The sequence below is a fragment of the Methanolobus sp. WCC1 genome (genome assembly GCF_045690315.1).
GTDB lineage: Archaea > Halobacteriota > Methanosarcinia > Methanosarcinales > Methanosarcinaceae > Methanolobus > Methanolobus tindarius.
In genome coordinates, this window is sequence record NZ_CP146979.1 from 1,427,767 (window position 1) to 1,453,418 (window position 25,652).

The 25,652-nt window shown below is 39.2% G+C and carries 18 protein-coding genes; 10 read left to right on the plus strand and 8 right to left on the minus strand.

The genetic code is table 11. The annotated features are described in order from the left end of the window. Positions 1–16: 16 nt before the first annotated feature. The 3 genes from V7O61_RS06955 to V7O61_RS06965 form a co-directional block, all read right to left on the minus strand. Positions 17–3,772: a PAS domain-containing sensor histidine kinase gene (locus V7O61_RS06955; protein ID WP_407282310.1), complete on the minus strand. Its 3,756-nt coding sequence runs from the start codon at positions 3,770–3,772 to the stop codon at positions 17–19. A gap of 260 nt (positions 3,773–4,032) precedes the next feature. Next, positions 4,033–6,621, minus strand: a complete 2,589-nt coding sequence (locus V7O61_RS06960; RefSeq protein WP_407282309.1) for a PAS domain S-box protein — start codon at positions 6,619–6,621, stop codon at positions 4,033–4,035. A gap of 249 nt (positions 6,622–6,870) precedes the next feature. Further along, positions 6,871–8,157, minus strand: a complete 1,287-nt coding sequence (locus V7O61_RS06965; RefSeq protein WP_407282308.1) for a M1 family aminopeptidase — start codon at positions 8,155–8,157, stop codon at positions 6,871–6,873. 266 nt (positions 8,158–8,423) lie between these two features. Between V7O61_RS06965 and V7O61_RS06970 the strand changes: the two genes are divergently transcribed. Together V7O61_RS06970 and V7O61_RS06975 are read left to right on the plus strand one after the other, a co-directional pair. Further along, positions 8,424–9,725 carry a phenylacetate--CoA ligase family protein gene (locus V7O61_RS06970; protein WP_407282307.1) on the plus strand — a complete coding sequence of 434 codons (1,302 nt, stop codon included), beginning with the start codon at positions 8,424–8,426 and terminating at the stop codon, positions 9,723–9,725. A gap of 41 nt (positions 9,726–9,766) precedes the next feature. Beyond that, entirely contained in the window at positions 9,767–10,615 is an 849-nt protein-coding gene (locus V7O61_RS06975; protein ID WP_407282306.1) for a methanogenesis marker 8 protein, read from the plus strand. Positions 10,616–10,697: 82 nt separating this feature from the next. Here V7O61_RS06975 and V7O61_RS06980 read toward each other — a convergent pair whose 3' ends face one another. Beyond that, positions 10,698–11,114 (minus strand): PaaI family thioesterase, encoded by a 417-nt coding sequence (locus V7O61_RS06980; RefSeq protein ID WP_023846442.1) that lies wholly within the window; start codon positions 11,112–11,114, stop codon positions 10,698–10,700. Between the two features lie 758 nt (positions 11,115–11,872). Here V7O61_RS06980 and V7O61_RS06985 point away from each other — a divergent pair. Continuing rightward, positions 11,873–13,525 carry a PAS domain-containing sensor histidine kinase gene (locus V7O61_RS06985; protein WP_052324345.1) on the plus strand — a complete coding sequence of 551 codons (1,653 nt, stop codon included), beginning with the start codon at positions 11,873–11,875 and terminating at the stop codon, positions 13,523–13,525. A gap of 10 nt (positions 13,526–13,535) precedes the next feature. Here V7O61_RS06985 and V7O61_RS06990 read toward each other — a convergent pair whose 3' ends face one another. Further along, entirely contained in the window at positions 13,536–13,937 is a 402-nt protein-coding gene (locus V7O61_RS06990) for a metalloprotein (RefSeq protein ID WP_023846444.1), read from the minus strand. A 97-nt stretch (positions 13,938–14,034) separates the two neighbouring features. On the opposite strand from V7O61_RS06990, the gene V7O61_RS06995 reads away from it, so the two are divergent. Next, positions 14,035–15,264 (plus strand): NADP-dependent malic enzyme, encoded by a 1,230-nt coding sequence (locus V7O61_RS06995; protein WP_023846445.1) that lies wholly within the window; start codon positions 14,035–14,037, stop codon positions 15,262–15,264. Here V7O61_RS06995 and V7O61_RS07000 read toward each other — a convergent pair. Together V7O61_RS07000 and V7O61_RS07005 are read right to left on the minus strand one after the other, a co-directional pair. Continuing rightward, complete coding sequence (locus tag V7O61_RS07000; RefSeq protein WP_288068278.1) at positions 15,220–17,028, minus strand: ATP-binding protein; 1,809 nt, start codon at positions 17,026–17,028, stop codon at positions 15,220–15,222. The genes V7O61_RS06995 and V7O61_RS07000 overlap by 45 nt on opposite strands. A gap of 132 nt (positions 17,029–17,160) precedes the next feature. Further along, entirely contained in the window at positions 17,161–18,588 is a 1,428-nt protein-coding gene (locus V7O61_RS07005; protein ID WP_407282305.1) for a DUF92 domain-containing protein, read from the minus strand. Positions 18,589–18,941: 353 nt separating this feature from the next. Here V7O61_RS07005 and V7O61_RS07010 point away from each other — a divergent pair, with 353 nt between their 5' ends. The 6 genes from V7O61_RS07010 to V7O61_RS07035 all read left to right on the plus strand — a co-directional run bounded on the left by V7O61_RS07010 (position 18,942) and on the right by V7O61_RS07035 (position 24,591). Beyond that, positions 18,942–19,496 carry a helix-turn-helix domain-containing protein gene (locus tag V7O61_RS07010; protein ID WP_023846448.1) on the plus strand — a complete coding sequence of 185 codons (555 nt, stop codon included), beginning with the start codon at positions 18,942–18,944 and terminating at the stop codon, positions 19,494–19,496. Positions 19,497–19,553: 57 nt separating this feature from the next. Then, complete coding sequence (locus V7O61_RS07015; protein ID WP_407282304.1) at positions 19,554–21,227, plus strand: AMP-binding protein; 1,674 nt, start codon at positions 19,554–19,556, stop codon at positions 21,225–21,227. Between the two features lie 123 nt (positions 21,228–21,350). After that, positions 21,351–21,584 (plus strand): ferredoxin family protein, encoded by a 234-nt coding sequence (locus V7O61_RS07020; RefSeq protein WP_023846450.1) that lies wholly within the window; start codon positions 21,351–21,353, stop codon positions 21,582–21,584. 15 nt (positions 21,585–21,599) lie between these two features. Further along, positions 21,600–22,658, plus strand: coding sequence for a 3-methyl-2-oxobutanoate dehydrogenase subunit VorB (locus tag V7O61_RS07025; protein ID WP_023846451.1), 1,059 nt, complete (start codon positions 21,600–21,602; stop codon positions 22,656–22,658). 2 nt (positions 22,659–22,660) lie between these two features. Continuing rightward, entirely contained in the window at positions 22,661–24,082 is a 1,422-nt protein-coding gene (locus V7O61_RS07030; protein ID WP_023846452.1) for a 2-oxoacid:acceptor oxidoreductase family protein, read from the plus strand. Between the two features lie 116 nt (positions 24,083–24,198). Further along, on the plus strand, positions 24,199–24,591 hold the full coding sequence (locus V7O61_RS07035; RefSeq protein WP_288068038.1) for a co-chaperone YbbN: 393 nt from the start codon (positions 24,199–24,201) through the stop codon (positions 24,589–24,591). 17 nt (positions 24,592–24,608) lie between these two features. Here V7O61_RS07035 and V7O61_RS07040 read toward each other — a convergent pair whose 3' ends face one another. Next, entirely contained in the window at positions 24,609–25,274 is a 666-nt protein-coding gene (locus V7O61_RS07040; protein WP_407282303.1) for a 2,3-bisphosphoglycerate-dependent phosphoglycerate mutase, read from the minus strand. Positions 25,275–25,652: the final 378 nt, after the last annotated feature.

A 25,652-nucleotide genomic window follows, 5' to 3' on the forward strand; every position in this document is an offset into this window, starting at 1 on the left:
GCTATTAATTAATATTTTAAGCATCAACATTTATGTTTTCATATTCCGGCTCTTTTGGTATTGTGAAAGTAAAACTGCTTCCATCGCCCGGTTTGCTTTGGACACTTATACGACCTCCATGCATTTCTATGAATTTTTTAGTAATGGCCAGACCGAGGCCTGTTCCTTCAAGTTCATGATTCATGTACGGTTTTATCTGCTTAAAAGGCTGGAAAAGCTTATCCATATCAGCTGTGGAAATACCAATTCCTGTGTCCTGTATACTAATACTTATTAACCTGTCATCTGTACTGGCTTTTATTGTTACTTTTCCCTTTTCAGGAGTGAACTTAATTGCATTGCTTGCGAGGTTGTAGATTATTTCCTGTAATTTAGTCCTGTCAGCAATTATCGTTTCAGGCAGTGAATCTAATTCAAGCTCAAGATCCACCTCCTTTTTAATTGCCAGAGGTGTTAATGACATCTTTACTTCATTGATGGAGTCTAAAAGATAGAATTGTTCGTAGTTGAGTTCCATTCTGCCAGCTTCTATCTTTGAAAGATCCAGAATATCATTAATCACATTCAGAAGATGCTTCCCACTTTTAGAAATATAATCAATATACTCAGCCTGTGCTTCGTTTATTTTTCCAAAATCCTCTCCCTTCAGAATTTCTGAAAAACCAATTATGGAGTTCAGAGGTGTCCTTAGTTCATGGCTCATTGTTGCCAGAAATTCATTTTTGGTCAGACTTGCCTCCTCAGCAGTTATCTTTGCTTTCAAAAGCTCATCAGCATATCTTTTCTTTTCTGTTATATCCCTGCAGACACAAAAGACAAGTTTTTTTCCACTGTACGCCATGAGATTTGAATTTATTTCGATATTAAGGATAGTTCCATCTTTACACTTCTGTTTTGTCTCAAATAACAATCCTCTGAAATCAGAACAATGGATCATTTCCAGCAGTTGCTGCCGATTAAAATTAGCATCCCAGTCCCACACATACATTTTCTGGATTTCTTCGACGGTATATCCCAGCATTTCAGCAAAAGCACGATTTGTCTCAAAGACACTTCCATCCCCTTCCAGAATAACCATTCCATCCCTTGATTCTTCCATGAGAAGACGACGCCAGTGTATTTCCTCAGAAAGTGCATTCTCAGATTTCAGACGCTCAGAAATATCTTTAACAATGGCATAATTGTATTCTTTGCCATCATAAACCATATGATTGACAGTAACCTCAACAGGGAGAAGCGTTTTTTCCTTTGTCAGAGACAAGGATTGGAAAGTAAAACTCTTTCTTTCTTTTACCAGTTTCCAGCTCTCTTCCCATTTTTCAGGTGTCAAATCAGGAGATATATCCGTTACTGACATGTTTAATAGTTCTTCTTTAGAATAACCAAGTAGGCTACAGGCAGATTTATTGACAAAGAAGAATTCTCCATTTGATCTTGTCCAGAAAACGGCATCACTGAAATTCTCAAGTGAGAAACAGGCAAGTTTCAATCCTTTTTCAGCTTTCTTACGTTCGGTCAGGTCTCTTACAAATGTGCAATCGTATTCTTTGCCTTCATAATTCATATAGTTGGAAATGACCTCTACCGGACATATTTTTCCGGATTTTGTAGGAATGGTGGTTTCAATGAGTAATGTTTTTTCATTACACAGTTTTTCCCAGTGCTCATCCCACATTTCCTGTGTAATGCTTTTATCAAAGTCAAATATTGACATTGATAGCAGTTCTTCCCTGGGATATCCTACCAGATTGGATACACCTTTGTTGATGAAAAATACGTTCCCATTCTTTTCCAGCCACGCCACGGCATCGCTGGAATTTTCAAGGGAATGACTCGCTTTCTTCAATTCATCTTCTGCATTTTTTCTCTGGGTTATATTCCTGCCAACACCCAGTACGCCTATCAATTGTCCATTTTCATCATGAACCGGACTTTTGATGGTTTCCAGCCATACTCTGTGGCCGTCGTCGGCATATACGACTTCTTCTTCAAATACAATAGGATTTCCTGCATTTATCGCTTTTCTATCCATCTCGACAAAAAAATCTGCAACTTTTTTGTCTACGAAATCATAGTCTGCTTTTCCAATGATTTCTTCTTCTTCAGCACCATAGAGATGTTCGAATTCGGCATTGCAGGCAAGGTATTTACTATTTACATCTTTCAGCCATACAAGGTCAGGTATCGTGTCCAGTAATGTGCGCAATTGCCCTCTGCTTTCAAGCAGGTCTTTTTCTCTTTTCTTGCTTTCTGTCAGGTCTCTTACAAAAGCACAATCGTATTCTTTTCCTTTGTAATCCATGTAAGCAGATGTGATATCAACAGGACACATCTTGCCTGATTTGGTTTTCAATGAAGTTTCAATATGGAAAGTTTTCTTATTCTTTATTTTTTTCCAATGCTTACTCCATGTGTACTGTTTAAAGAATGGATTTATATCGCATACAGATTTTGAAAGAAGTTCTTCTTCTGAATACCCAAGCAGTTCACATGAGGCTTTATTGACATAAAAGATACGGCCAGTTTTTTCCATCCGGAATACTGCATCACTTGAATTTTCCAGTGAAAAACTTGCCAGTTTTAATTCTTCTTCATCTTTTTTGCGTTCTGTAATGTCTCTGCATATGCACAGAACTAGTTTCTTTTCAGAAAAATAGATAAAATCAGATGCAATCTCAACATCTATATGTGTGCCATCTTTTCTGTATTGGCGTGTTTCAAAAGGTCCTCCTTTAAAGTCATCTGTAATAAGAAGTGTCACTAATTCCTCTTTTGAATATCCTTCTGCCCAGTCCCATATATGCAATGTTTTCATTTCTTCCAGAGTGTAACCAAGCATTTTAGCAAAAGCAGGATTTGCTTTGAAAACTTTTCCTTCCAAATCCAGGATTACAATTCCGTCTCTTGACTCTTCCATCAGGCTGCGACGCCAGTTCACTTCATCTGCCAAAGCCCTTTGGGCTTTTTTGCGTTTGCTTATGTTTCGAATCACTGCACAGTTGTATTCATTTCCATAATAAACCAGATAATTTGCCGTAATTTCCACAGGGTAAATTTTTCCGCTGCAGCAGCGGTGAGCAGATTCAAAAGTAATATGGATGTTCTCTTTAAGGTATTTCCAGTGTTCATTCCATAAATCTTCGGAATAATTGACATCGAAATCCCTTATATTCATATTGAGTAATTCTTCCTCTGAATACTCAAGAAGCTCAGATGCAGCTTTATTCGCATAAAGCAAATCACCGAATTCATTTACCCACAGAACAACATCGGCATTGTTTTCAAGTGAGAATGAGGATAGTATTATCTTCTCTTCAGCTTTTTTTTGCTCGGTTACATCCCTTACCACTACATAGTGGATATCATTTTTATCAACAAGCGGAGCACTTCTGTATATTTTAACATCACGAATGTCACCGTTTGCAAGCATGTGTTTTGAAAAAAAGTAATTTTTATCTTCGGCAATCTTGCATTCAATGGGAAGGTCGTTTCCTGCTATTTTACTTAATTCCATTATATGAACGTCTATGTCCTGGATACCCATAGCTTTTAGTTCTTCCTGGCTACACCCATAAAATTCAGAAGCAGCTTTGTTGGCATCCAGTATTTTACAGTTGTTTTGATCAATTAACAGTACCACAGCTTTTTCATTTTGAAATAGATCTTTATATGTTTCTTCATTTTTAAGAAAATAGTCAATCAGTGTTTCTTCATTGCACAGGAATGACAAATCGTATCCTGAATGCTCCAAATGATGAACTTTTTTCTCCATAGAATCATCTACCCCGTTCAAAAGTCAGATGTGTCACTGCAAAGAAACCTGGCATATTAGACCAGATAAAATGCCAGAGGATAAGTTCATTTGAAATCCTGATACTTTCAAAAGCAAACCCTCTCTTTTGCTGACGCAATCAACCCTGTAAATATTACTATTAAATCACTAATATTTATAGATGAAGGATTTGATTCGACAAATTTCACTCAATTTTCAGTGTATGGAAAAAGTAATATAAAAAATTTAAATTAAAGATTTTACAATGATTTATTCAGTGTGATCCAGAAAACACTTCCCTTTCCTTCCGGATTATTTTCCACACCATATGTTCCGCTATGCAGTTCTATTATGCGCTTTACAATAGCAAGCCCCAGTCCTGTACCTTTAATTCCTCTTTTATCGGCACGCTGGAACCGATTAAACAATAATATTTTATCGGAATCCGGAATTCCTGCACCACGATCGGTAACAGCCACCTTCCACATATTTCCTACATCACTGAAAGTAATATCTATGATACTGTTTAATGGACTATACTTAATGGCGTTGGATAATAGATTAGCAAATACCTCCTCAATAACAGGATTTGCCCTTGCAGGGCAGCAAGTTTGTCCATAGACGTTTACAGTCTGTTTGTTATTTTCGCTTTGATCCCTGAATCCATCTATGACCATTTTAAACACAGGTACCAGGTCAATGACTTCAAAGTCTATATCTTCCTGTTTCTGAAGTTTTGCAAGAGTTGTGGCAGTTTCAAGCAGCTCTATGAGCCTGTCATTATTGCTTTTCACTTTCAGTGCCAGCATTCTTGCCTGCTCGTCTTTAATTGTATCAAGCAGTTCTTCTGTGTAGCCTTTGATAACACTTGCAGGCGTGAGCAAGTCATGGCGTATGATATCTGTGAAGAGGTCTTTGAGGTCATTTGACTTTTTGAGTTCGCCTGCATACCTTTTAAGCCTGTCTTCTGCTTTTTTCCTTTCAGTTATGTTCCTGGCAACAGAAAGGATCGCCTGCTCGCCTTTATATTCAATAAGCCTGGAATTAAGTTCCAGTGGGAGTGTGGTTTCATCTTTAAGTACAAAAGTAATTTCAAAAATCACACTTTTTTCCTTGATAATACGTTCAGTATAACTGTCCATCAATTGTTTCATTTCAGGCTTTACAATGTCAACAGGAGACATTTCAAGCATTTGTTCTTTTGTAAAACCTGTTGAGGATACCATTGCTCTGTTTACATCTACAAAATTACCATACGGTTTGCAAATATATATAAGGTCATCTACATTGTTGAGTATTGTCTTAAGGTTCTTTTCGGATTCAACCAGCATTGCTTCTATTCTTCTGTTCTCTGTAATGTCCTCTCCTGAACTGATTACGCCTATACGCTTTCCATTCTCATCTTCAACCGGGACATCATGCCAGAATATCAGTCTTTCTTCACCGTCTTTTGTTAAAAGGTAATTTTCAAAATACTTAGGAGGGTCCAGCTCGTGGTTGATTACCTTGATAAAATTACTTCTGGTAATTTCCCTGACACTATCCGGCAGGAAACAATCAAACCAGTTCTTTCCTATTATCTCTTCTTTTTCGTATCCGAGAACTTCAGCTCCTTTGTTATTAACAAAAATGACATTAAGATCAGTATTCACAATTCCTATGATGGAACCTGCAACATCAAGATAATTGTACAGCTTATCCCTTTCTCTTTTGAGAAGGTCTTCAGTTCTTTTTCTGTCACTGATATCCCTGATAATGAGAAGTTCTGCCTTCTCAGCTTCGTAATCGATAATTGAACCATTAATCTCAACAGGAATATTTCCATTGTCTCTGGTTGCAATGTTAATGTCAAAGATTTCTTTTTCTGCAACCTTACTGGTACACAATTTGAGCCATTCGGATGCTCCCTGCTCATCATTTGCAGGACTGAACTTCATGTAGCTCTGGTTGATTATTTCATCATGGTCATAACCAGTGAGTTCAGAAATCATGGAATTAGCAAATTTAATGATCCCATTCTGTATGATGAGGATACCATCGTTTCCTTTTTCAACAATGGTTGAGTATTTCTTTTCAGATTCATGCAGTTCCTGGACTGCGTTTTTTGTTTCAGATATATCTTTGCCCACACAAATGAATAGCTCTTCTTTCTCACTATCCAATGGCTTGCAGGTTATGCTCATGGGTACTCGTTCTCCACTTTTGCAAAGGTGCTCACATTCAAATGTAAAATGTCCGTTCTCAACCGTTTTTTCTATTATAGGTGGAACCTCTTTACTTACGGAACATTGGGCCATAAGTCCGGATATATTCATTTGATGAAGTTCATCTGATGTATATCCTGTACATTCTTGAAAAGTGGTGTTAAAATCGACTATGTTAGTTTCAGAATTAATAACAAAAATATAATCATCAAGTTTGTTGTAACAATCCCTCATTTCTCTTTCAAGGTTCTTCAGTTCCATTATTTCATTCCTGTTTTCAAAAGCAAGTGTTACAAATCTTGTGAGTACACCAAGTTGTTCTTCATATTCTTCAATCCTGCTTTTGTTATCTTTTACATCAGGAAGAAGTCCTTTTAATTTGAATTCTATAAAACCCTCACTTTTTCCATTAATGACAATTTCATTAATAAGTGACATGTCATGATCAGTACAATCCGGATGCTGACATTCTTTTCCAAACATCCCTATTTTTATGGAAACCAGTTCTGATTCATCAAAAAAAGCTATAACTTTGTCTGCAAGTAAACTCAGAGATTTTTCTACTGATGGCTCTTTTAACAATATTCTAAAGACATCTGTTATATTATTTATAATCTCAACATTTTTTTTTGAGTATCCATTCATCTCCCATTTTCCCCATGAGCAAATAAATGGCAGGTGCTTTCGCTAAATGCGTTATATAGCAATCTCCACACTAACCTATTCATTCTATGCTTCTTTAATTTATAAATATATCTACTTAAAGTATTTTTATAAATATGTCTAAATTTATTTGAAACTTATTATGGTTGATGAGATAAATAAACAAGTTTGGCACAAAAACTTAATACTCTTACGTATGCATTAAAAACTTATAGCCTTTTCAGCTTAATTTTAATTATACAGGTATTCCCCTACAAAATCTGTGTCAACGGATGAAGCAGATTCTATTATCTCAAGGAAATCAGCATTGTTAATATTAGTTGATTCCACAAATTCTATGTTTGCCTGTTGCAGTGCTTCTACACCAATTGTCTCATATAATGTGTATGTTAGTGAGAATGCTTTCTTGTATCCATAATCCACATGCTCTTCATTATCACTATTGAGGGTTTGTGGTGTGTTCCAGTCGGAAAGCGGGAAGTCATGTTCATCGTGGAGATCTTCGTATTTTTGAAGGAAGCGGTCACGTCTTGATTCTGCGGCGTCAGGTTCCATCTCACTGAGAACTATGTATGTGTACAGGTCTGCATAACCTTCATCCATCCACAACTGGTCAAAGTTGCAGGCACGTGTCCAGTAGTGTGAAAGTTCATGAACAAGTATTCCATGGTTGGATGTGTAAAGAAGCCAGATTCCGTTTCTCCCCTGATTATAGCCCCCATAACCACCGGTTTCTGTCAGGTTTGCCTGTGTTATTGTAATATTATACTCGGGAGGATATGCAAAACCCCATTTTTCTTCAAGAAGCTCAAGGCTTTCAATGCTAGTCCGCATGATATCCTGTGCCCACTGCTCTTCGCCTTCCCAGTATCTGACCTCAATGTCCACATCACGTTCTGTAAGGTGGGCTGTATCTTTTAATGTAAGGCGAGGTGAGGCTCTTACAGAGTTGACAGTACATGCTTTTTCCCAGTTTTGCCCCTTTTCAAAAATGTAGACACTGGAATACAATTTATCTTCTACTCTGTAATCATCCCTGCTAAGCTGGGTTTCAAAGTCATCCGGTACTTCCAGGGTTACTTCAACATTGTCACCGTATTCATTTAATGAGAACACAGCTGTATTCTGGTTTACTTCAATTTCGTAAACAACCTGGAATGTGTAACTTTCCTCATACCATACCTTGTTGTTGAAATAAAAGACGTAATATCCTTCTGCTGATTTACTGAATGCCATGCTGTTCTCATCATCAAAAACCTCAATGTTGAGTGCTCCGTCAGGAAGGTAGGAATTGTAGCTGGAGTAAAATCCTCTCCAGTATTTAGTATCAGGATTGTTGTTGTTAAATGTGATCTCTTTTGATACTTTTACCATTCCCTCTTCAGGAATAAGTTCATAATTTGAGCTTATATCGGTGATGATATCACCGCTTGCTGCTGAACTTATTTTTATGGTACACAGGAGCACCAGAAGAACTGTTGTTCCTGTGAGTATCTGACGTTTTTTAGAAGATCTCATCACTATCTAAGTGCAAGACTGAATGTACACGGTTTAAACCGTTATGACATTAAAAATTGATTTGTGTACATGAAAATAGAATGTTTGTGCATAGAATTAAAATAATTCAGTCAAAATTATAAATTTATGTGCAGATCTCGATGTATGTATGTAGGTATACACGCATCAATCTGTGAGTATGGGGTCGGTTCCTGTTAGCGTGTGGCATAATAGCAAACCATTTAAAGATGTACTCCTATGAGAGGATATTTTGCGGAGATATTTCCATGAGATACTGGCAGCCAAAATACGAAACTATGAAAAAGGACGAACTTGCCGAACTACAACTAAAACGCTTAAAAAAGACGGCTGCGGCAGTCTATACTAACGTTCCTTTCTACAAAGATAAGTTCAGGCAGCTTGGCATAACTCCTGATGATATAAAGTCACTTGATGACATCAGCAAATTACCAACAACAAGAAAAACTGATCTCAGGGACAATTATCCATTCAATCTTTTTGCAGTGCCAAAAGAGGACATAGTACGAATTCATGCATCCTCAGGTACAAGTGGCAAACCAACAGTTGTTGGTTATACTAAGAATGATATCGAGAACTGGTCAGATCTCATGGCAAGGAACCTCACAATGGCAGGTCTTGACAGCAGTGATGTTTTTCAGAATGCAGTTAATTACGGGCTTTTTACAGGCGGTCTTGGTTTCCATTATGGTGCTGAAAGAATGGGCGCCATGACAGTGCCAAGTGGTACGGGAAATACAGCCAGGCAACTTGAGATGATGATTGACTTCGGTGTTACAGCTGTTCACTGTACTCCTTCTTATGCACTTTATCTTGCAGAAACAGCAAAGGACATGGATATTGTAGACAAACTTTCCTTAAAAGTAGGTTGTTTTGGCGCAGAACCATGGTCATCCAATACGAGAAAACAGCTTGAAAATGCTCTTAATATCAAAGCATATGATTCATATGGCCTTTCAGAACTCATGGGGCCAGGTGTTGCTTTTGAGTGCGAGGAGCAGGACGGTCTTCACATATGGAGTGACCATTTCTATGTTGAAGTTCTTGACGAGAATGGTGAGCAGGTTGCAGAAGGTGAGAAAGGAGAACTTGTACTCACATCCCTGACCAAAGAAGCTCTTCCGATAATAAGATACAGGACCGGTGACATTACACGTCTTCTTGAGAGTGAATGCTCATGTGGTCGTACAACACCACGTATTTCAAGGCTTCTTGGAAGGGCAGATGATATGCTCATTGTAAGAGGTATCAACGTGTTCCCATCACAGATTGAGGATGTCATTGTGGATATTCCTGAAGTCACAGAACATTTCCAGGTTATTCTTGACAGGAATGCCAAGATGCTTGATGAAATTACTGTCAGGGTAGAGCTTGAGGAGAATGCATTCACAGGTGAACTTAAAGACCTTGCAGCTGTTCGCAGGCATGTAGAGAACGAACTCAAGAGTGTGCTCAATATCAGGACAAATGTGGATCTTGTTGAGAAAGGTTCTATCCCAAGAACAGCAGGAAAGTCACAGAAAGTTGTCGACAGAAGAAGCATCCTATAATTGCTTTTAATAAATATTAATATCAAATCTCAGGTGAAAGAATGCCACATGTCATGGAACTTCTTGGAAAAGCCAGAGTCGTTGTAGAGAATGAAAAGGTTGTAGAGGTTGGTGAACCTTTAATCGGCTGGTGTCCTATTTTTGACAAAACCCGAGGTATAACTGAAATCACAAAGGAAGAGATCAGGAAAAATATGGAATTCCGCATAAAGGATTTCGGTCTCTTTACAAACAAACGTCAGCTTGACATGGATATTTTCGTAGGTTTTGGCGCATCAGAAACAATGATGACAGGACTTACCAGTGGTCTGCTGGATACAACTGTTACCGCATGTGATGGTGCAGGAACAGTAATTTCCAATAATCCAAATCTTGTTCAGGGAATCGGAGCACGTATCTCCGGTCTTGTTGAAACAGAACCTATTGATGAGACTATTAACGGAATAAATGAACGTGGTGGAATTGTCCTTGACCCTTCAACTGCCAGAATCGACCCTGTTGCAGGAGTCAGAAAAGCAGCACAACTTGGCTACAGGAAAATAGCTGTTACCGTTGTTTTCCCGGAAACTGCCAGACAGTTGCGTGATCTTGAAAAAGAACTTGACATTGAGCTTGTGATTATAGGTGCACATGTAACGGGTATTAACAAACAGGCAGCACAGGGTCTGATTGATTCAACTGATATCCTGACAAGTTGTGCTTCAAAGCATGTACGGGAACTTGTACAGCCATTGGTTCAGGTTGGCAGTGCTGTTCCTCTTTTTGGACTTACAAAACGTGGAAAGGACTTGCTTCTTGAAAGGGCAAAGGAAGTCGATTCTCCTCTGTTTGTCAGTTCATCAAAACTTCCATCATTACCTGAAACAAAACAACCAAGAGAACTGGTTTGATAAACCAGCTTTCTTTTTTATTGGTATTATTGTTTTTATTGTTTTTAGCCGATTAACACGTAACTTCAACTAAATTTGAATTCTATTTTTCAGGAATCTGAAGTTTATTCTTCTTCCTGTACGTCATCCCATTGAATATCGCAACGGTATCTCCCTGGTCATCTGTAATGTTTACAACGTAGGTTGATATTTTCGGGTTGATGGATGTTTCCTTTGCTTCTGCATAAAGAGTGCCTTCTACTGCGGCTTTGACAAAAGATATGTCGGCATTGATAGCAACAGCAACAGTCCCATAGGAATTTGAAGCAGCAGCAAATGCCATATCTGCAAGTGTAAATATTGCTCCGCCGTGCACAGTGCCCAGGATATTGTGATGTCTTTTTTCTATCCTCATTTCGGCTTTAGCATAGCCTTCTGAGACTTCAGTTATTTTCATGCCGGAATTTGATGCGAAACATTCCTGAGAAAAATATCTTTGGATATCATTCATGTTTTCCATAAAAACCCTCATTGAGTGATGTCCCACTCAGTTTGTTTTCTTCATACTTATATTAGTTGTTAATTGGTCGGTTAATTGTTTGCAGATAATATCTGAGATGATTAATCATGATAAATAAGGGTTAGCTATATATACAAATAAGATCTAGTCTATCATGATAAAACATGACAGAATATTACGTTAATCACAGCCCATACAGTTTTGGAACATTCTTCCTTTCACTGATGATCGCTCTCATAACCTATTACTCATTCCTCAGCTACCACGGTGTAGTTTGATTTGTACCACAAAGAAGGATTGGGTCTATTTGGGGACTAGTGTAGAAAAGAGCATAAATGGATGATACGATCCATTTGCTCTTTTCCCTTCATATGTCATTAATCTACAACAACATTTGTTAGTTGTTTTTTTATTGTGCCTGGTTCTTGTTTCTATCATTTTCATCATTTTCTTATGTCTTTCCTTTTATTCAAAGTTCAGAATACATAGTTATATTTAAGTTTTAACAAACATTTAGCATTTAATTAATATGTATCTTCAATTTCTTAGTATGTGGGGTTTTAATATGGTTATATATTTTTGACAATATAAAACACTGCTAATTTTTGGGCTGTTTTGCAAAATATTTATATTGCACTGAGTAATTGCTTTACTTTACAGGACAAAAAAATTGCTACTTACGGACCGGTTAAAAGGCAGACAATTTATTTGTTTACCATGGGCTGTTTGAAGTGACAATTAGAGTAGGGGTAATAGGTGTGTTAGGTAATGATAAAGTAGATGATATTGCTGATTTAGACTCAATGGATATACCCGACTCGGTAAAACGGGAATTATTTCAAAAAACAGCTCTTCTTTCAGGATTGCTTCGTTCCGTTCCTGATCTTGTTTTTTTTAAAGATACAGATGGTATTTTTCTTTCATGCAATGAAATGTTTTCCAGATATGTAGGTAAACCTGCAAGCGAGATTATAGGAAAGACGAGCCATGATATTTTTGACAGAAGCAGAGCTGACTTTTTCCGCTCTAACGATAAACGAGTGCTTGAATCCGGCCATTCTTATAAAAGTGTGGAATGGATAGACCGTGCCGATGGAAAAAGAATTCTTCTTGAAACGTTTAAAACCCCACTTTTTACAGAGGAACATGAACTCATAGGTGTTGTTGGTGTCGGTCGTGATATAACTGAGCGTAAGCGTGCCGAGATTGAGTTAAAAGACAAGAAGAATGAACTGTTCCAGATAGTAAATGGAAGTCCTATTCCGGCATTTGTGATTAACAAAGATCATGATATTATATACTGGAACAAAGCCTGTGAGAATACAACAGGCATAAAATCCAAAGACATAATTGGAACCAGAAATTCCTGGATGCCTTTCTATGATAGCAAAAGACCGGTACTTGCAGATCTTATTGTTGATAATTGTCTTAATGACATAGAAAAGGTATATGGTGATAAAAAGCTGCAACCTTCTTTTGTTGAAGGTGGTTATCAGGCAGAAGATTATTTTGACGTAATTGGCAGATGGATTCTTTTTACTGCTGCTCCTATAAGGGATCATAACAATGAGATCATAGGAGCAATCGAAACACTTCAGGATATCAGTTTGTCCAAACAGGCTGAACAGGCAATGCTGGAAGCTAAAATGCTGGCGGAGAATACTTCACGCACAAAGAGCGAGTTTCTCTGCAATATGAATCATGAACTTCGAACTCCCTTAAACCTTATTCTGGGGTATGCAGATCTTCTTCTGGCAGAAGAAACCGGAACTCTGAATGAAGAACAGAGACATTTCTCTGAGATTATCAAATTCGCAGGGTCCAGATTCCTGGACCTGGTTGATTCTTTGATATACATTGCTGAGATAGAAGAAGGAAAAATGGAACTTGATGTTGATTTATTTTCAGTCCCAAATCTTATGTCTGATGTAAAGAGGATGCTAAGTTCTCAAGCACTCAAAAAAGGTGTAAGTCTGGAGTTTGATATTCATCCTTCTGTAACAGTTGTATATGCTGATAAGTCCAAGATAAAAACAATTTTGCACCATCTGATCAGTAATGGGATAAAATTCACACCATCCGGTGGAACTGTTCTTGTAATTATCAGACAGAACCAGAATAATGAACTTAAGCTGATTGTAAAAGATGATGGAATAGGTATATCAGAAGAAGATCAGAAGAGACTGTACAATGCTTTCGTTCAGCTTGACTGGTCGCTTAACCGTAAATTTGAGGGTTCCGGGCTTGGTCTGAGTATTGTCAAGAAATTTGTGGAAGCACAGGGAGGCACAATCAGTCTTAAAAGCAAACCCGGTGAAGGAAGCACATTTGAAGTACTCTTGCCACTGTCTTCCTCAGAAAACTCCGGTGTACTTGGAGACATGTGCAATAGTACGGAATATCTTGAATAGATGTAAATTTTCAGAGGATTTCATCATCCTCTATTTCCACATCAAGCACTTCCAGCTTAATCTCTTCCCCGTTTCCATTAAAGCACTTCCAGTTATCCGGTCCGAAAGGGTGACCAACTATTATATGGTGGTTTCCGGTTTTGCTGAACAGCCGGAGATCAGCCTTTGAAGGTCTTATAATGGAACTGGGATGGCTGTGTACAGAGCCAACAGCGGAGATATTTGGCATCATAAAGAGTTTAAGAACTGCATTGATTTCACTGGACTCAGTTCCTGGAAGTATAAGTACATCCGTAATAATGCCATCTTTTGTTTCCAGAAGCCCGGCAAATTCATTTGGAAAAGTTGATTTGCTAACCTCCATGATAAAGTCCAGAGTTTCTCTGGCAATTCCTTTTATTGTTTCGCTCATCTGCTAATTCTATACATGGAGAACATATAAATTTTTTCAAAACACTATTATTATGAGAGATTGAAGACAAGCTAAAAATGATTTCAGGTGTTAGCAAATGGATGAGAAACCAAAAGTAATACTTTGCAGGGAAGGAGATAATACCCTGGGCGAACGGTCACTTGAATTACACGAGAACGCCGGTGGAGTTATCGGTACATGCGGAAAAGTTCCTCTTAATAATATTGAAGACCTGAGCCTTGCGTATACTCCCGGAGTAGCTGAGCCATGCAGAAAAATAGCAAAAAAACAGGATGATGTCTATAAATACACAATGAAACGTAATTCTGTGGCAGTTATCAGCGATGGTTCAGCAGTTCTGGGTCTTGGTAATATTGGTGCACATGCAGCGCTTCCGGTAATGGAAGGAAAAGCATTGATATTCAGGGAACTTGCCGGGATAGATGCAGTCCCAATTTGTATTGATACTACAGATACTGAAGAAATCATAAAAACAATTAAAAATATCGCACCTGCATTTGGTGGTATAAATCTGGAAGACATAAGTGCTCCAAGATGTTTCACTATTGAGGAAAGGTTGCGAAAAGAACTGCCTATTCCTGTATTCCATGATGACCAGCATGGAACCGCTGTTGTTGTAATTGCCGGTCTTCTGAATGCCCTGAAAATCACAGGTAAAAAGATGAGTAAGATAAAAGTGGTTGTTTCAGGAGCTGGTGCTGCAGGAAAAGCAATAGCATTAAAGCTTATACTTGCAGGTGCAAATCCCGAAAAATTACTTATTTGTGACAGTCACGGAATTATTCATAAAGGTCGAAAGGAAGGCATGAATCCTGAGAAAGAAGACCTTGCGGAAGTAACCAATAAGCACGTTATCAAAGGTACACTTGCAGATGCAATGCAGGATGCTGATGTATTTATTGGTGTTTCCGCACCGGGTATTGTTAGTGGGGAAATGGTTGCATCCATGGCTTCAGATCCAATTGTCTTTGCCATGGCAAATCCCGTCCCTGAAATAATGCCGTCTGAAGCTAAAATGGAAGGTGTGAGGATTGTTGCCACCGGACGTTCGGATTGTCCGAACCAGATTAACAATTGTCTTGGTTTTCCGGGTCTTTTCCGTGGAGCCCTTGATGTCTGTGCCATTGACATTACACCTGAAATGGAAATGGCTGCTGTGTATGCACTTGCCGATATTGTAAAGGATGAAGAGCTGGACGAGAACTATATAATCCCGGGTCCGCTTGACAAAAAAGTTGTGAAAACAATTGCAAAAGCAGTTTCAAACGAAGCTATCAGGAATGGTGTTGCAAGAAGTTTCTATTAAGCATTCGTTTTTCGGATCAACAGGAAGAAAAATATGCACACTTGTACCTTTCCCTTCTGTTGACTCGACCCATATCCTGCCATTATGTGCGTCAACCACTTTTTTAGCTATATGCAGTCCAATGCCGTTTCCTCCATATCTGCGGGTGGCAGACCCATCAATTTGATAAAATGGATCAAATATTTTCTTTAATTCAGAAAGAGGTATTCCAATTCCAGTATCACTTACTTCAATATGAATTCCATCATCAATCTCAGAGGCAAAGATTTCAACATTGCCGTTTTCAGGTGTGAATTTTAGAGCATTATCTATCAATTTATACATTAGTTGCGGAAGGAAATAGACGTCACCATTTATTATAGGAAGATTTTCTGTTACCTTTTTCTGCAAATTTATTTTTCTTTTTGTTGCTTCGAACTCATGGTGACTGACTGCATTATCTATAACATTCTCCATTTGTATAGGATCGAATTGGTAACATGTTTTACCGGCAAGCACACTTGCCATATAAAGCAATGAATCGATAAGATTTCCAAGTTTTTTGGAACTGTTGAATATAGCATCAACTGACTTTTTTTGTTTTTGGTTTAAAATCCCAATTTGATTATCAATGAGTATTTCGCTGTATCCGCGGATAGAATTAAGTGGAGTTTTGAGTTCGTGACTGAGATTAGATATGAATTCATATTTCATTATCTCCATGGATTTTAGTTCCTCATAGGCTCTTATCAGTTTCCTGTTGCGCTCATTCAGTTTATCCTGAGCCTCCTGCTGTCCAATGGCACTGCCAATAATGTTAGCCACCGCACCAAGAACCGTAACGTCTTCTATACTCCATTTTCCTGTGTCTTTGACATTATCAAGACCAATAAACCCGTTCACTTTCCCGGTTACATAAACAGGAAGCACAAGCAGTGAAGTTATATCCTGCATTTCCAGGATCTCTTTCTCTGCAGAGGCTTCAGGGGGCATTTTTGAAACTTCTTTTACATGAATTATCTCATTTCTTCCGATTTTATCCATCCACCAGGGAAACATGTCCTGTGGCAGATCCTGAAGATTATCTTTCTGGGCTTCAACTCCTTCCTCATTCCATTCGTGTGTATTGCTCATGGTTAAATTTTCATCGTCAAAACGGAACAGGTAAGCGCGGCTTGCTCCGCATACATTGCATGTTTTTCCAAGAGATTCGACAATAACTTCATCCAGATTATCAGGTGCAACAAGGGCGGAGGAAATAAAAGATATTACTTTTTCTATCTCCAGTTTTCTATGTAAAAGCAGGCCTGATTCGTTTTCATCAATATCAACGCAGAAATTCTCTTTGTTTTCAAAAGAGAAACTGCGATCTTCAACATACCATGCAAATAGCTCCTTCTTGGAATTACCGGTTCTTGCATCAACTTTTTTGCATCGAATATCTTTTTCGATATTTAGTTTTGTATTCCATTTGCAGGTAAATATCTGGTCATTCTCTATTTCAGAAATGCTATTTTCTGAATTATTGTTGTCATTGTGGGAATTGCAGCAAAAAACATCATCCATGGATAATCCATATATTTCTTCTATGGCAAATCCTGTAATTCTGGTAAATGCAGGGTTACAGTAGTGAATGTATCTCTGCATGTCTGTAAGTAAAACTCCCAGTGGAAGCTCTTTGTACAGGGTAAGTTTATCCGGACTAATAATAGACTGGTACTGTTCACATTTTCCAGCATCAAACGAAGATTCAGTTACTGTTGAGTTGTTCTCCTTGCAATGCATTTCTCCTCACACTTAAAATATTGCACTATTCAGGAAGATTCCATCTATTCCAATATTTTATATAAATCAATCATATATTAATATTTGCAATATATTATTGCCTGTAAATATAAGAGAAGAGCAGATTTTTACTCAATTCAGTAGCAGATAGATTATTCCTGAGACAGCAGCTCCTGCAAATGTAGCAACAAAATTAACGCCGCTGTTTGAAAGCATACCTCGTTTCTGGAGTGTTGCACCAAGAATACTGTCAATATTAGTTCCAAGGAAACCACCGGCTGTTGTAATGGCTATTGCCATACCGGCATCTTCCACCCTTCCAAAAATAACAGGTAGAAGACCAATTACCATGGAACCAAGAAGTGCTGCTATTTCACCAAGTATGGTGACTGCTCCGTCAACACCGGCATTAGTTGGTTTCAGTGTGGTTATCATTATTGGCTGGGAATGGGCGGTTGTTCCAACCTCACTTGCAAGTGTATCCCCGGTTGCAGTAGCCACAGTGCCCAGGTAAGCGAAAATTATCAGGTCTGCATATTGTGGATATATTCCGTAACATATGGCAAGAACCAGAGCTGCCGTACTGTTGCTGAAAACATTCTCATAGCTCCTGACACCGCCTTTGGACTGTGCAAGTCCAATAGATTCCTTGTACCTGTACTTGTATTTGGTAAAAGCTCCTCCAAGTATGAAGAATGTGAGCAACAGGACGAACCAGAAAAGTTCGCTGAATACTATTATAAGAACTCCAAGAAGGGTAGCACTAAAAAGAGCTGAAAGATCAGCTATTTTTGTCTTGTATGCAAGATAACCTAGAATCATGGAAAAAACAAGTGCAAAGAACATCTGCTGCGGTGGCACTGAGTAGCCAAAAGAACTGAACAGCCACATTGACATTCCTGAACCAAGTGGTACAGAAAGGTTATTATCGATGTTAGATGGAATTGATTCAAAAAGTGCTCCTGTTACCGAACCAATTACCGCAAGGAAAAATAGCATATTAAGGTCTATAGTAATATCCTGCCAGTGCATAAGCCAAAGTCCGGCTAAATAAGCTGTCAATATGCCTGTACCCAAGAGTACGATACTGGAGGGAAGTAAGCAGCATTCTGATTCCTCTGCATCTGATTTACAACGCAGGAGTTGAAGTTGCTTGCGATGTCTGATGAAGTTTGCAGAACTTGTTCCAAAAGTGGATATTGCAATTGCACCTGCTATTACGTACAACGGAAGCCTGTAAGGCGTAAATTCCAGTAATGCACTTATCAGCATCAGGATGAATACGGATATCGCAAGGTTCTTTGCGCTTTTAAGTCCCTCGTTTATTTTGTCCGTAAGCATACCCCTTGCACCAGGAAGCGGTTTTTTATACAAATAGCGATTAAGGGACCAGTCTTCAGGAAGAAATGTCAGTGCGAGTATCATTAAAAAACTAAGTATCAAAAGGATCTCAGGACCGATAAAAGGAAACAGAAGTATAAGGAAACCAAAAGCAGCATGAAGTAGTTGCCTTCTGTATTCATGTTCCATGTTCTCAAATATATTAGGAATGCCTGTCATATCGATCGATGCTTTTTACATAATGATTTTTGATTTGCTTTTTATTTCAGATAAATTTTAAGCTATATATTGATAATGATTATTCCATTATTATAATATTAATATATTTTCCTGTTTTTCAATGGATTTGTTGTCTTTATTTTGAAAAAACCAATTACAAGAGTATCATGTCATGGTATTACATGACATGTTTTAAACGAATATATTAAAATAATAGTAACCCTTAAACTCACAGACCTATCTGGAGAATACCGGGAAGCGATTCTCTTTTTGAGATAAAATACCGCATTTTGCAGCGCAATCTGTGAAGTTTCTCTTTTTGTATTCATATGGCCATTTAGGAAGGTGTTTCTATGCAGGAAAAGATCAAAGAAATTGCAGCCCGTGTAAGGGAATTACGTGATATTTCCGATATTTCCGTTGAGGAAATGGCCGGAAAACTGGCATTGTCTGTTGACACTTATTCTAATTATGAAGCCGGGGAAGAGGATATACCTGCAAGCATTCTGCTTGAGATCGCCCAGATTCTCAATGTAGACATGTCAGTATTGCTTACCGGTGAAGTTCCAAGAATGCATGTTTTCTCAGTTACCCGTAAAGATAAGGGTGTAAGTGCAGAGCGCCGCAAAGATTACAAGTACCAGAACATTGCTGCAAATTTCGCTCATAAGAAAGCTGAGCCTTTTGTTGTAAGAGTTGACCCAAAACCCGAAGGTACAGCAATTTCAACTAACAGTCATCCAGGTCAGGAATTTGATTATGTCCTGGAAGGAACCCTGAAAGTGGTTATCCATAACAACGAGATTGTTCTTGAAGAAGGAGATTCCATATTCTTTGATTCCAGCTATGAACACGGAATGCAGGCACTCGGTGGCAAACCTGCAAAGTTTCTGGCTGTGATATTGTAATTTAGTTTTAATTGATGCTTTAATTTATGTTTTAACTTATGCTTATTCGGAGGTAGTATGACTTCATTACTTGAAAAATATGTTTCCCGTGTGGAATTCGAGTCCTATGAGGACTTCAAAGCGAACTTCAAAATCAACATCCCTGATAACTTTAACTTTGCCTATGATGTTGTGGATGTTTACGCAGAAGAACAGCCTGACAAAAAGGCTCTCGTCTGGTGTGATGATAATGGTGAAGAAAAGATATTCACTTTCAGGGACCTTCAGTATTACAGTAATAAAACTGCAAATATGCTCAAAAGCCTTGGTGTAAGAAAAGGCGACAACGTTATGCTCATGCTCAAGAGTCGCTATGAGTTTTGGTTCTGCATACTTGCACTTCACAGGATAGGCGCCACTGCAGTGCCTGCCACACACATGCTCACAAAGAAGGATGTTGTCTACAGGGTAGAGCGTGCAATTATCAATACAGTAATATGTGCACCTGATGAAGGAGTACTTGATTATGTAGATGAGGCTTATGCTGAGGTAAGCAGCATATTGAAAAACCGCCTTGTAATCGGCCTTGAAAGAGAAGGATGGCTCGGTTTTACCGACGAAATGGAAAAAGCATCCGAGGACTTTGAGCGTCCAACAGGAGAGGAAGCAACATTTAATGATGATGTCCTGTTGAACTATTTCTCTTCAGGAACCACCGGTTTCCCGAAGATGGTACAGCACAGTTTTACCTATCCTCTAGCACACATTATAACCGCAAAATACTGGCAGAATGTGACCGATGAAGGTCTCCATTATACTGTTGCTGATTCCGGCTGGGCAAAATGTGTCTGGGGTAAGATATACGGTCAGTGGATAGCAGGCAGTGCTGTCTTTGTCTATGACTATGAGAAATTCAGTGCTGATAAAATGCTTGAGAATGCTATCAAATACGGTGTTACAACTTTCTGTGCTCCGCCAACTATCTACAGGTTCCTTATCAGGGAAGACCTTAGCAACTACGACTTTAGTTGCCTGAAGTATTGTGTCACAGCAGGTGAACCACTGAACCCTGAAGTTTACGAGCAGTTCTACAAGATAACAGGTATGAAGCTCATGGAGGGATTCGGACAGACCGAAACAGTTGTTTCAGTTGCAACTTATCCGTGGCTTGAGCCAAAACCTGGTTCAATGGGTAAACCATCACCGGAATATGACATTATGCTCCTGAATGGTGAAGGCAAACCATGTGAAGCAGGTGAAGAAGGTGAGATCTGCATTGACACAAGCTTTGGAAACCCACCCGGAATCTTTACCGGATACCGCTCAGACGAGACACTTACTGCAAGGGTCTGGCATGACGGTTATTATCACACAGGTGACATGGCATGGAAAGATGAGGACGGTTACTACTGGTTCGTAGGACGTGCCGATGATATCATAAAGACATCAGGTTACCGTGTTGGTCCTTTCGAAGTTGAAAGTGCACTTATTGAGCATCCTGCTGTCCTTGAATGTGCTATCACAGGTGTTCCTGACCCGGTAAGAGGACAGGTCATCAAGGCAACCATAGTTCTTACAAAGGACTATACAGCCGGTGATGAGCTTAAGAAAGAACTTCAGGACCATGTAAAGAAGGTCACAGCGCCTTACAAGTATCCACGTGTTGTGGAATTTGTACCTGAACTTCCAAAGACCATCAGTGGAAAGATAAGGCGTGTTGAGATTCGTGACCATGATAAGGAAGGTCAGTAACTTTCCTTTTCATTCATTTTTTGTTTAAGTTCCGGACCATAAAGTAAATAGGCAGTTAATGTCTTTAGGGAATATTCCTTATCCGGGATATTATTTTTATTCATTCAAATGAGGCTTTGAATTATGTCAGGCAAAAAAGAACCATACCCGGTTATCAATATCATAGAGTGTAAAGCCTGCGGACGTTGTATTGTAGCATGTCCCAAAGGTGTCCTGAAAATGAGTGACGATCTCAACGAGAGAGGATACCACTATGTAGAATATGCAGGCGAGGGCTGTACAGGTTGTTCTAACTGTTATTATACCTGTCCTGAGCCGCTTGCCATAGAGATACACATTCCGCTTAAGGACGATTGAACTTAAGGTGAGAAAATGGCAACACAATTAGTAAAAGGTAACACAGCAGCTGTTATAGGAGCACTATACGCTGGCTGTGACTGTTATTTCGGTTATCCTATTACCCCTGCAAGTGAGATTTTGCAGGAAGCTTCCAAGTATTTCCCAATGCTTGGAAGGAAATTCGTACAGGCAGAATCAGAAGAAGCTGCCATTAATATGGTCTACGGAGCAGCATCCACAGGTCACAGGGTCATGACTGCATCATCAGGACCTGGTATCAGTCTGAAACAGGAAGGTGTTTCCTATATGGCAGGAGCTGAACTTCCGTGTGTAATAGTCGACATTATGAGAGCAGGTCCTGGACTTGGAAACATTGGTCCTGAACAGGGAGATTATAGTCAGGTAGTCAAAGGCGGAGGACATGGTAATTACAAGAACATAGTACTTGCTCCAAACTCCGTGCAGGAAATGTGCGATTTTGTTATCAAAGGATTTGAGCTTGCTTTCAAATACCGCAATCCAGTAGTAGTACTGGCTGATGGGGTTCTTGGACAGATGGTCGAGTCCCTGCAGTTCCCGGAAGTTTCAGTAAAACCTGAAATTGATACTGAATGGGCTGTAAGCGGCACAGCAGAAACCAGAGAGAACCTTGTTACATCTATTTTCCTCGACTTCAACCAGCTTGAAGAATTCAACTATGAGATTCAGGAGAAGTACGCGACCATTGAAGAGCAGGAAGTTGATTTTGAAGATTACATGACAAAGGATGCAAATATCATTTTGGTTTCATACGGCATCAGCAGTCGTATATGTAAATCTGCTGTTGACCAGGCAAGAAAGGAAGGCATCAAGGTCGGTCTTTTCAGGCCAAAGACACTTTTCCCGTTCCCAAAAGAAGAATTGAAAGCAATTGCAGATTCAAGGGAATGTACATTTGTCTCAGTTGAGATGAGTAACGGACAGATGCTTGAGGATATTAAGCTGGCAATTGAATGCAGCAGACCAACTGATCTTGTGTATCGTATGGGTGGAAATCTGATTACAATGGATCAGGTTCTTGACAGTATCAGAAAGATCGCAGAGGAGGAGTAAAAATGGCAGAAAAAGTCATTAAGAGTGCTGGTCTGTACTCAGAATACACCCGTAAAGGTGGTGCAGCTCCGACTGCAACTCACTATTGTCCGGGATGCGGACATGGTGTTATTCACAAGCTCATCGGCGAAGCTATGTATGATCTGGAAATTCAGGACCGCAGTGTTATGATAAGTCCTGTAGGTTGTGCTGTTTTTGCTTACTACTACTTTGACTGTGGAAACATCCAGGTAGCGCACGGACGTGCTCCTGCTGTTGGAACCGGAGTATCAAGGGCACAGGACGATTCCGTGGTTATTGCTTACCAGGGAGACGGTGACCTCGCATCAATCGGTCTGAACGAGACAATGCAGGCAGCAAACCGTGGTGAGAAAATGGCAGTTTTCTTTGTCAATAACACAGTTTACGGTATGACAGGTGGCCAGATGGCACCTACCACTCTTATTGGAGAGAAAACAGTAACGTGTCCCGATGGAAGAGATCCAAGGTTTGCAGGTTATCCACTACACATGTGTGAGCTTCTTGATAATCTGAAGGCTCCTGTATTTATAGAAAGGGTTTCAGTTTCTGATATTTCACACATTAGAAAAGCTCGCAAGGCTATTCGTAAAGCTCTTGAAATCCAGCGTGACGGCAAAGGATATGCATTTGTGGAGATTCTTTCAACCTGTCCGACAAACCTCAGGCAAAACTCCGAGCAGAGTACTGCTTTTGTGAATGAGGAAATGGAGAAGGAATTCCCACTTGGTAATTTCAGAGACCTTACGGATGAGACAGAACCACTGCTCAGAGGTGACAGTGCATTTGATAAAAAGTCAATTGATGACCTTTTCAATCTTGAAACTGAATCATCACCTGACGCCAAACTTGACCCTTCATTCCCTGAAGTCCAGATAAAAGCAGCAGGATTTGGCGGACAGGGTGTCCTGAGTATGGGATTGACCCTTGCACACGCAGGTTGTGATGCTCAGCGCTTTGTTTCATGGTACCCATCATACGGACCTGAGCAGCGCGGTGGAACATCCAATTGTTCAGTGGTGGTTTCAGGTGAGTCCATAGGTTCCCCGGTAGTCTACACGCCTGATGTACTTGTGGCAATGAACCGTCCTTCACTTGAAAAGTTCGCTGCAGATGTAAGGGAAGGCGGATACATTCTTTACGATTCAACGATTGGAGAATGCGACATTCCTGAAGGTGTACAAGGCATAGCTGTTCCTGCGGTAAAAATTGCAGGTGATGCCGGTTCAGAGAAGGCTGCAAACACTGTAATGCTGGGAGTTATCATGGCTCTTGGAATTACAGGACTTGATGAGGAACATTTCAAGTCAGCACTTGCAGAGACCTTTGCCAAAAAGCCAAAGCTTATTCCGCTGAATCATGCTGTTCTTGAAGCGGCTGCCACCTGGGCAAAAGAAAATATCTGAGTCTTTTCGTTTAGTTAAAACAAAATAAAACAGGCAATTTACGCCTGTTAGTTCTCTTTTTTTGAAGATAAGTTTTAATAGCTGAAAGCCCCCTTTTATTATGGGAGAGGATAAAAATGGCTGAAAGTAACATTTTAGAAGCAAATGATTCCAACTGGGCAGAACTTATTGAAAACCAGGAGAAACCAATGGTTGTTATGTTCTACCTTCCAACCTGCGTTCATTGCAAGGAAATAGAACCATACTTTAAGGAGTACTCAATTGAATTCCATGAGTCCTGCACTTTTGTAAAGATGAACGGAATTGACAGTCCAATGACTGCCAGGAAATACGGTGTGCGTGGAACACCAACTTTTAAGTTCTTCTGCAAAGGGAATGCAATAAAAGAAGAAGTTGGCCTTGTCTACCCTTCAATTCTGCGAAAATCCATAGAGGACTTAATAAAACACGGCGACGAATGCGTACTGCACACATCCCCGATGCCGGATGAAGTTTCTCCTTATGAGTGAAAATTTAATATTCACTCTTATTCTTCTTTTGTAAACTTACCGTTTTCGAACTGATAATATACTGGCTTACCTGTTGCAAGTTCCAGTTTAGGTATGTCTTCGTCACTAATGTTTTCAATATATTTTATCACAGAGCGCAGGCTGTTTCCGTGTGCAGCTACAAGTACATTTTTTCCATTTTCAAGTTGTGGGATAATTGCTTCTTTGAAGTAAGGAATTGTGCGCTCATAGGTATCCTTAAGACTTTCCCCTCCGGGTGGCTGGATATCGTAGCTACGTCTCCAGATGAAGACCTGCTCCTCTCCAAACTTATCCCTTGCTTCCTGTTTATTCTGTCCCTGAAGCTCCCCATAGAATCTTTCATTGAGGGTGTCATTTGAAAAAACAGGTATTTCATTTTCTTCAAATCTTGATGGATGGTGTGACCATTCATCTCTTTTTTTGCTCTCATGCAGAAAAACACCTGTTTTCTTCTGCTTTGCAAGTATAAGGAAAAGTGTTTCCTGAGCTCTTATAAGCTTGGAGGTGAATGCAACGTCTATCTCCATATTCTCAAGTTCTGTGGCACAGTCCATTGCTTCCCTGATTCCCTTTTCACTAAGTGGTACATCCACCCACCCTGTGAACCTGTTCTCAAGGTTCCACCTGGATTGTCCGTGTCTTACCAGTATCAGATAATTCATTTTATCATTCCCGTTTATTCCCTTAAACCTAATAGTATTTTGCAGGTTATATATTAAAACTTTAAGGTTCTAAGCGGTGTGTTGGAAATATTAACTGGATATTATTCTGTTCGAAGATTGGATCAAGAATATCCAACGGGTTAGAAGCAAATGATATTGAAGAAGAGGAGTTGAAGCTTCAGAGGGTTCAGATTTTGATTGATAAATTCAAATTTGGGACTAAGGAGCTGAGGAAATTGTTATGGGCATTTTAGTATTTACGTTCCTATATTTATTAAATTTTAAATATATGAAATACATATATACTATTAAATTAATTGATAACTTTGCTCAGTATCAAATTATAGTGAAATGCCATTATCGAAAAAGGGGGGGCTA

What these genes read in the sequence shown, in the direction of transcription:
- V7O61_RS07020 (WP_023846450.1), top strand. Translation starts at nt 21,351, where the DNA reads ATGTCAGGCAAAAAAGAACCATACCCGGTTATCAATATCATAGAGTGT.
- V7O61_RS06990 (WP_023846444.1), bottom strand. Translation starts at nt 13,937, where the DNA reads ATGAGCGAAACAATAAAAGGAATTGCCAGAGAAACTCTGGACTTTATC.
- V7O61_RS06980 (WP_023846442.1), bottom strand. Translation starts at nt 11,114, where the DNA reads ATGGAAAACATGAATGATATCCAAAGATATTTTTCTCAGGAATGTTTC.
- V7O61_RS07015 (WP_407282304.1), top strand. Translation starts at nt 19,554, where the DNA reads ATGACTTCATTACTTGAAAAATATGTTTCCCGTGTGGAATTCGAGTCC.
- V7O61_RS07000 (WP_288068278.1), bottom strand. Translation starts at nt 17,028, where the DNA reads ATGCATTGCAAGGAGAACAACTCAACAGTAACTGAATCTTCGTTTGAT.
- V7O61_RS06960 (WP_407282309.1), bottom strand. Translation starts at nt 6,621, where the DNA reads ATGAATGGATACTCAAAAAAAAATGTTGAGATTATAAATAATATAACA.
- V7O61_RS07035 (WP_288068038.1), top strand. Translation starts at nt 24,199, where the DNA reads ATGGCTGAAAGTAACATTTTAGAAGCAAATGATTCCAACTGGGCAGAA.
- V7O61_RS06975 (WP_407282306.1), top strand. Translation starts at nt 9,767, where the DNA reads ATGCCACATGTCATGGAACTTCTTGGAAAAGCCAGAGTCGTTGTAGAG.
- V7O61_RS06955 (WP_407282310.1), bottom strand. Translation starts at nt 3,772, where the DNA reads ATGGAGAAAAAAGTTCATCATTTGGAGCATTCAGGATACGATTTGTCA.
- V7O61_RS06970 (WP_407282307.1), top strand. Translation starts at nt 8,424, where the DNA reads ATGAGATACTGGCAGCCAAAATACGAAACTATGAAAAAGGACGAACTT.
- V7O61_RS07010 (WP_023846448.1), top strand. Translation starts at nt 18,942, where the DNA reads ATGCAGGAAAAGATCAAAGAAATTGCAGCCCGTGTAAGGGAATTACGT.
- V7O61_RS07025 (WP_023846451.1), top strand. Translation starts at nt 21,600, where the DNA reads ATGGCAACACAATTAGTAAAAGGTAACACAGCAGCTGTTATAGGAGCA.
- V7O61_RS06995 (WP_023846445.1), top strand. Translation starts at nt 14,035, where the DNA reads ATGGATGAGAAACCAAAAGTAATACTTTGCAGGGAAGGAGATAATACC.
- V7O61_RS06965 (WP_407282308.1), bottom strand. Translation starts at nt 8,157, where the DNA reads ATGAGATCTTCTAAAAAACGTCAGATACTCACAGGAACAACAGTTCTT.
- V7O61_RS07005 (WP_407282305.1), bottom strand. Translation starts at nt 18,588, where the DNA reads ATGACAGGCATTCCTAATATATTTGAGAACATGGAACATGAATACAGA.
- V7O61_RS07040 (WP_407282303.1), bottom strand. Translation starts at nt 25,274, where the DNA reads ATGAATTATCTGATACTGGTAAGACACGGACAATCCAGGTGGAACCTT.
- V7O61_RS07030 (WP_023846452.1), top strand. Translation starts at nt 22,661, where the DNA reads ATGGCAGAAAAAGTCATTAAGAGTGCTGGTCTGTACTCAGAATACACC.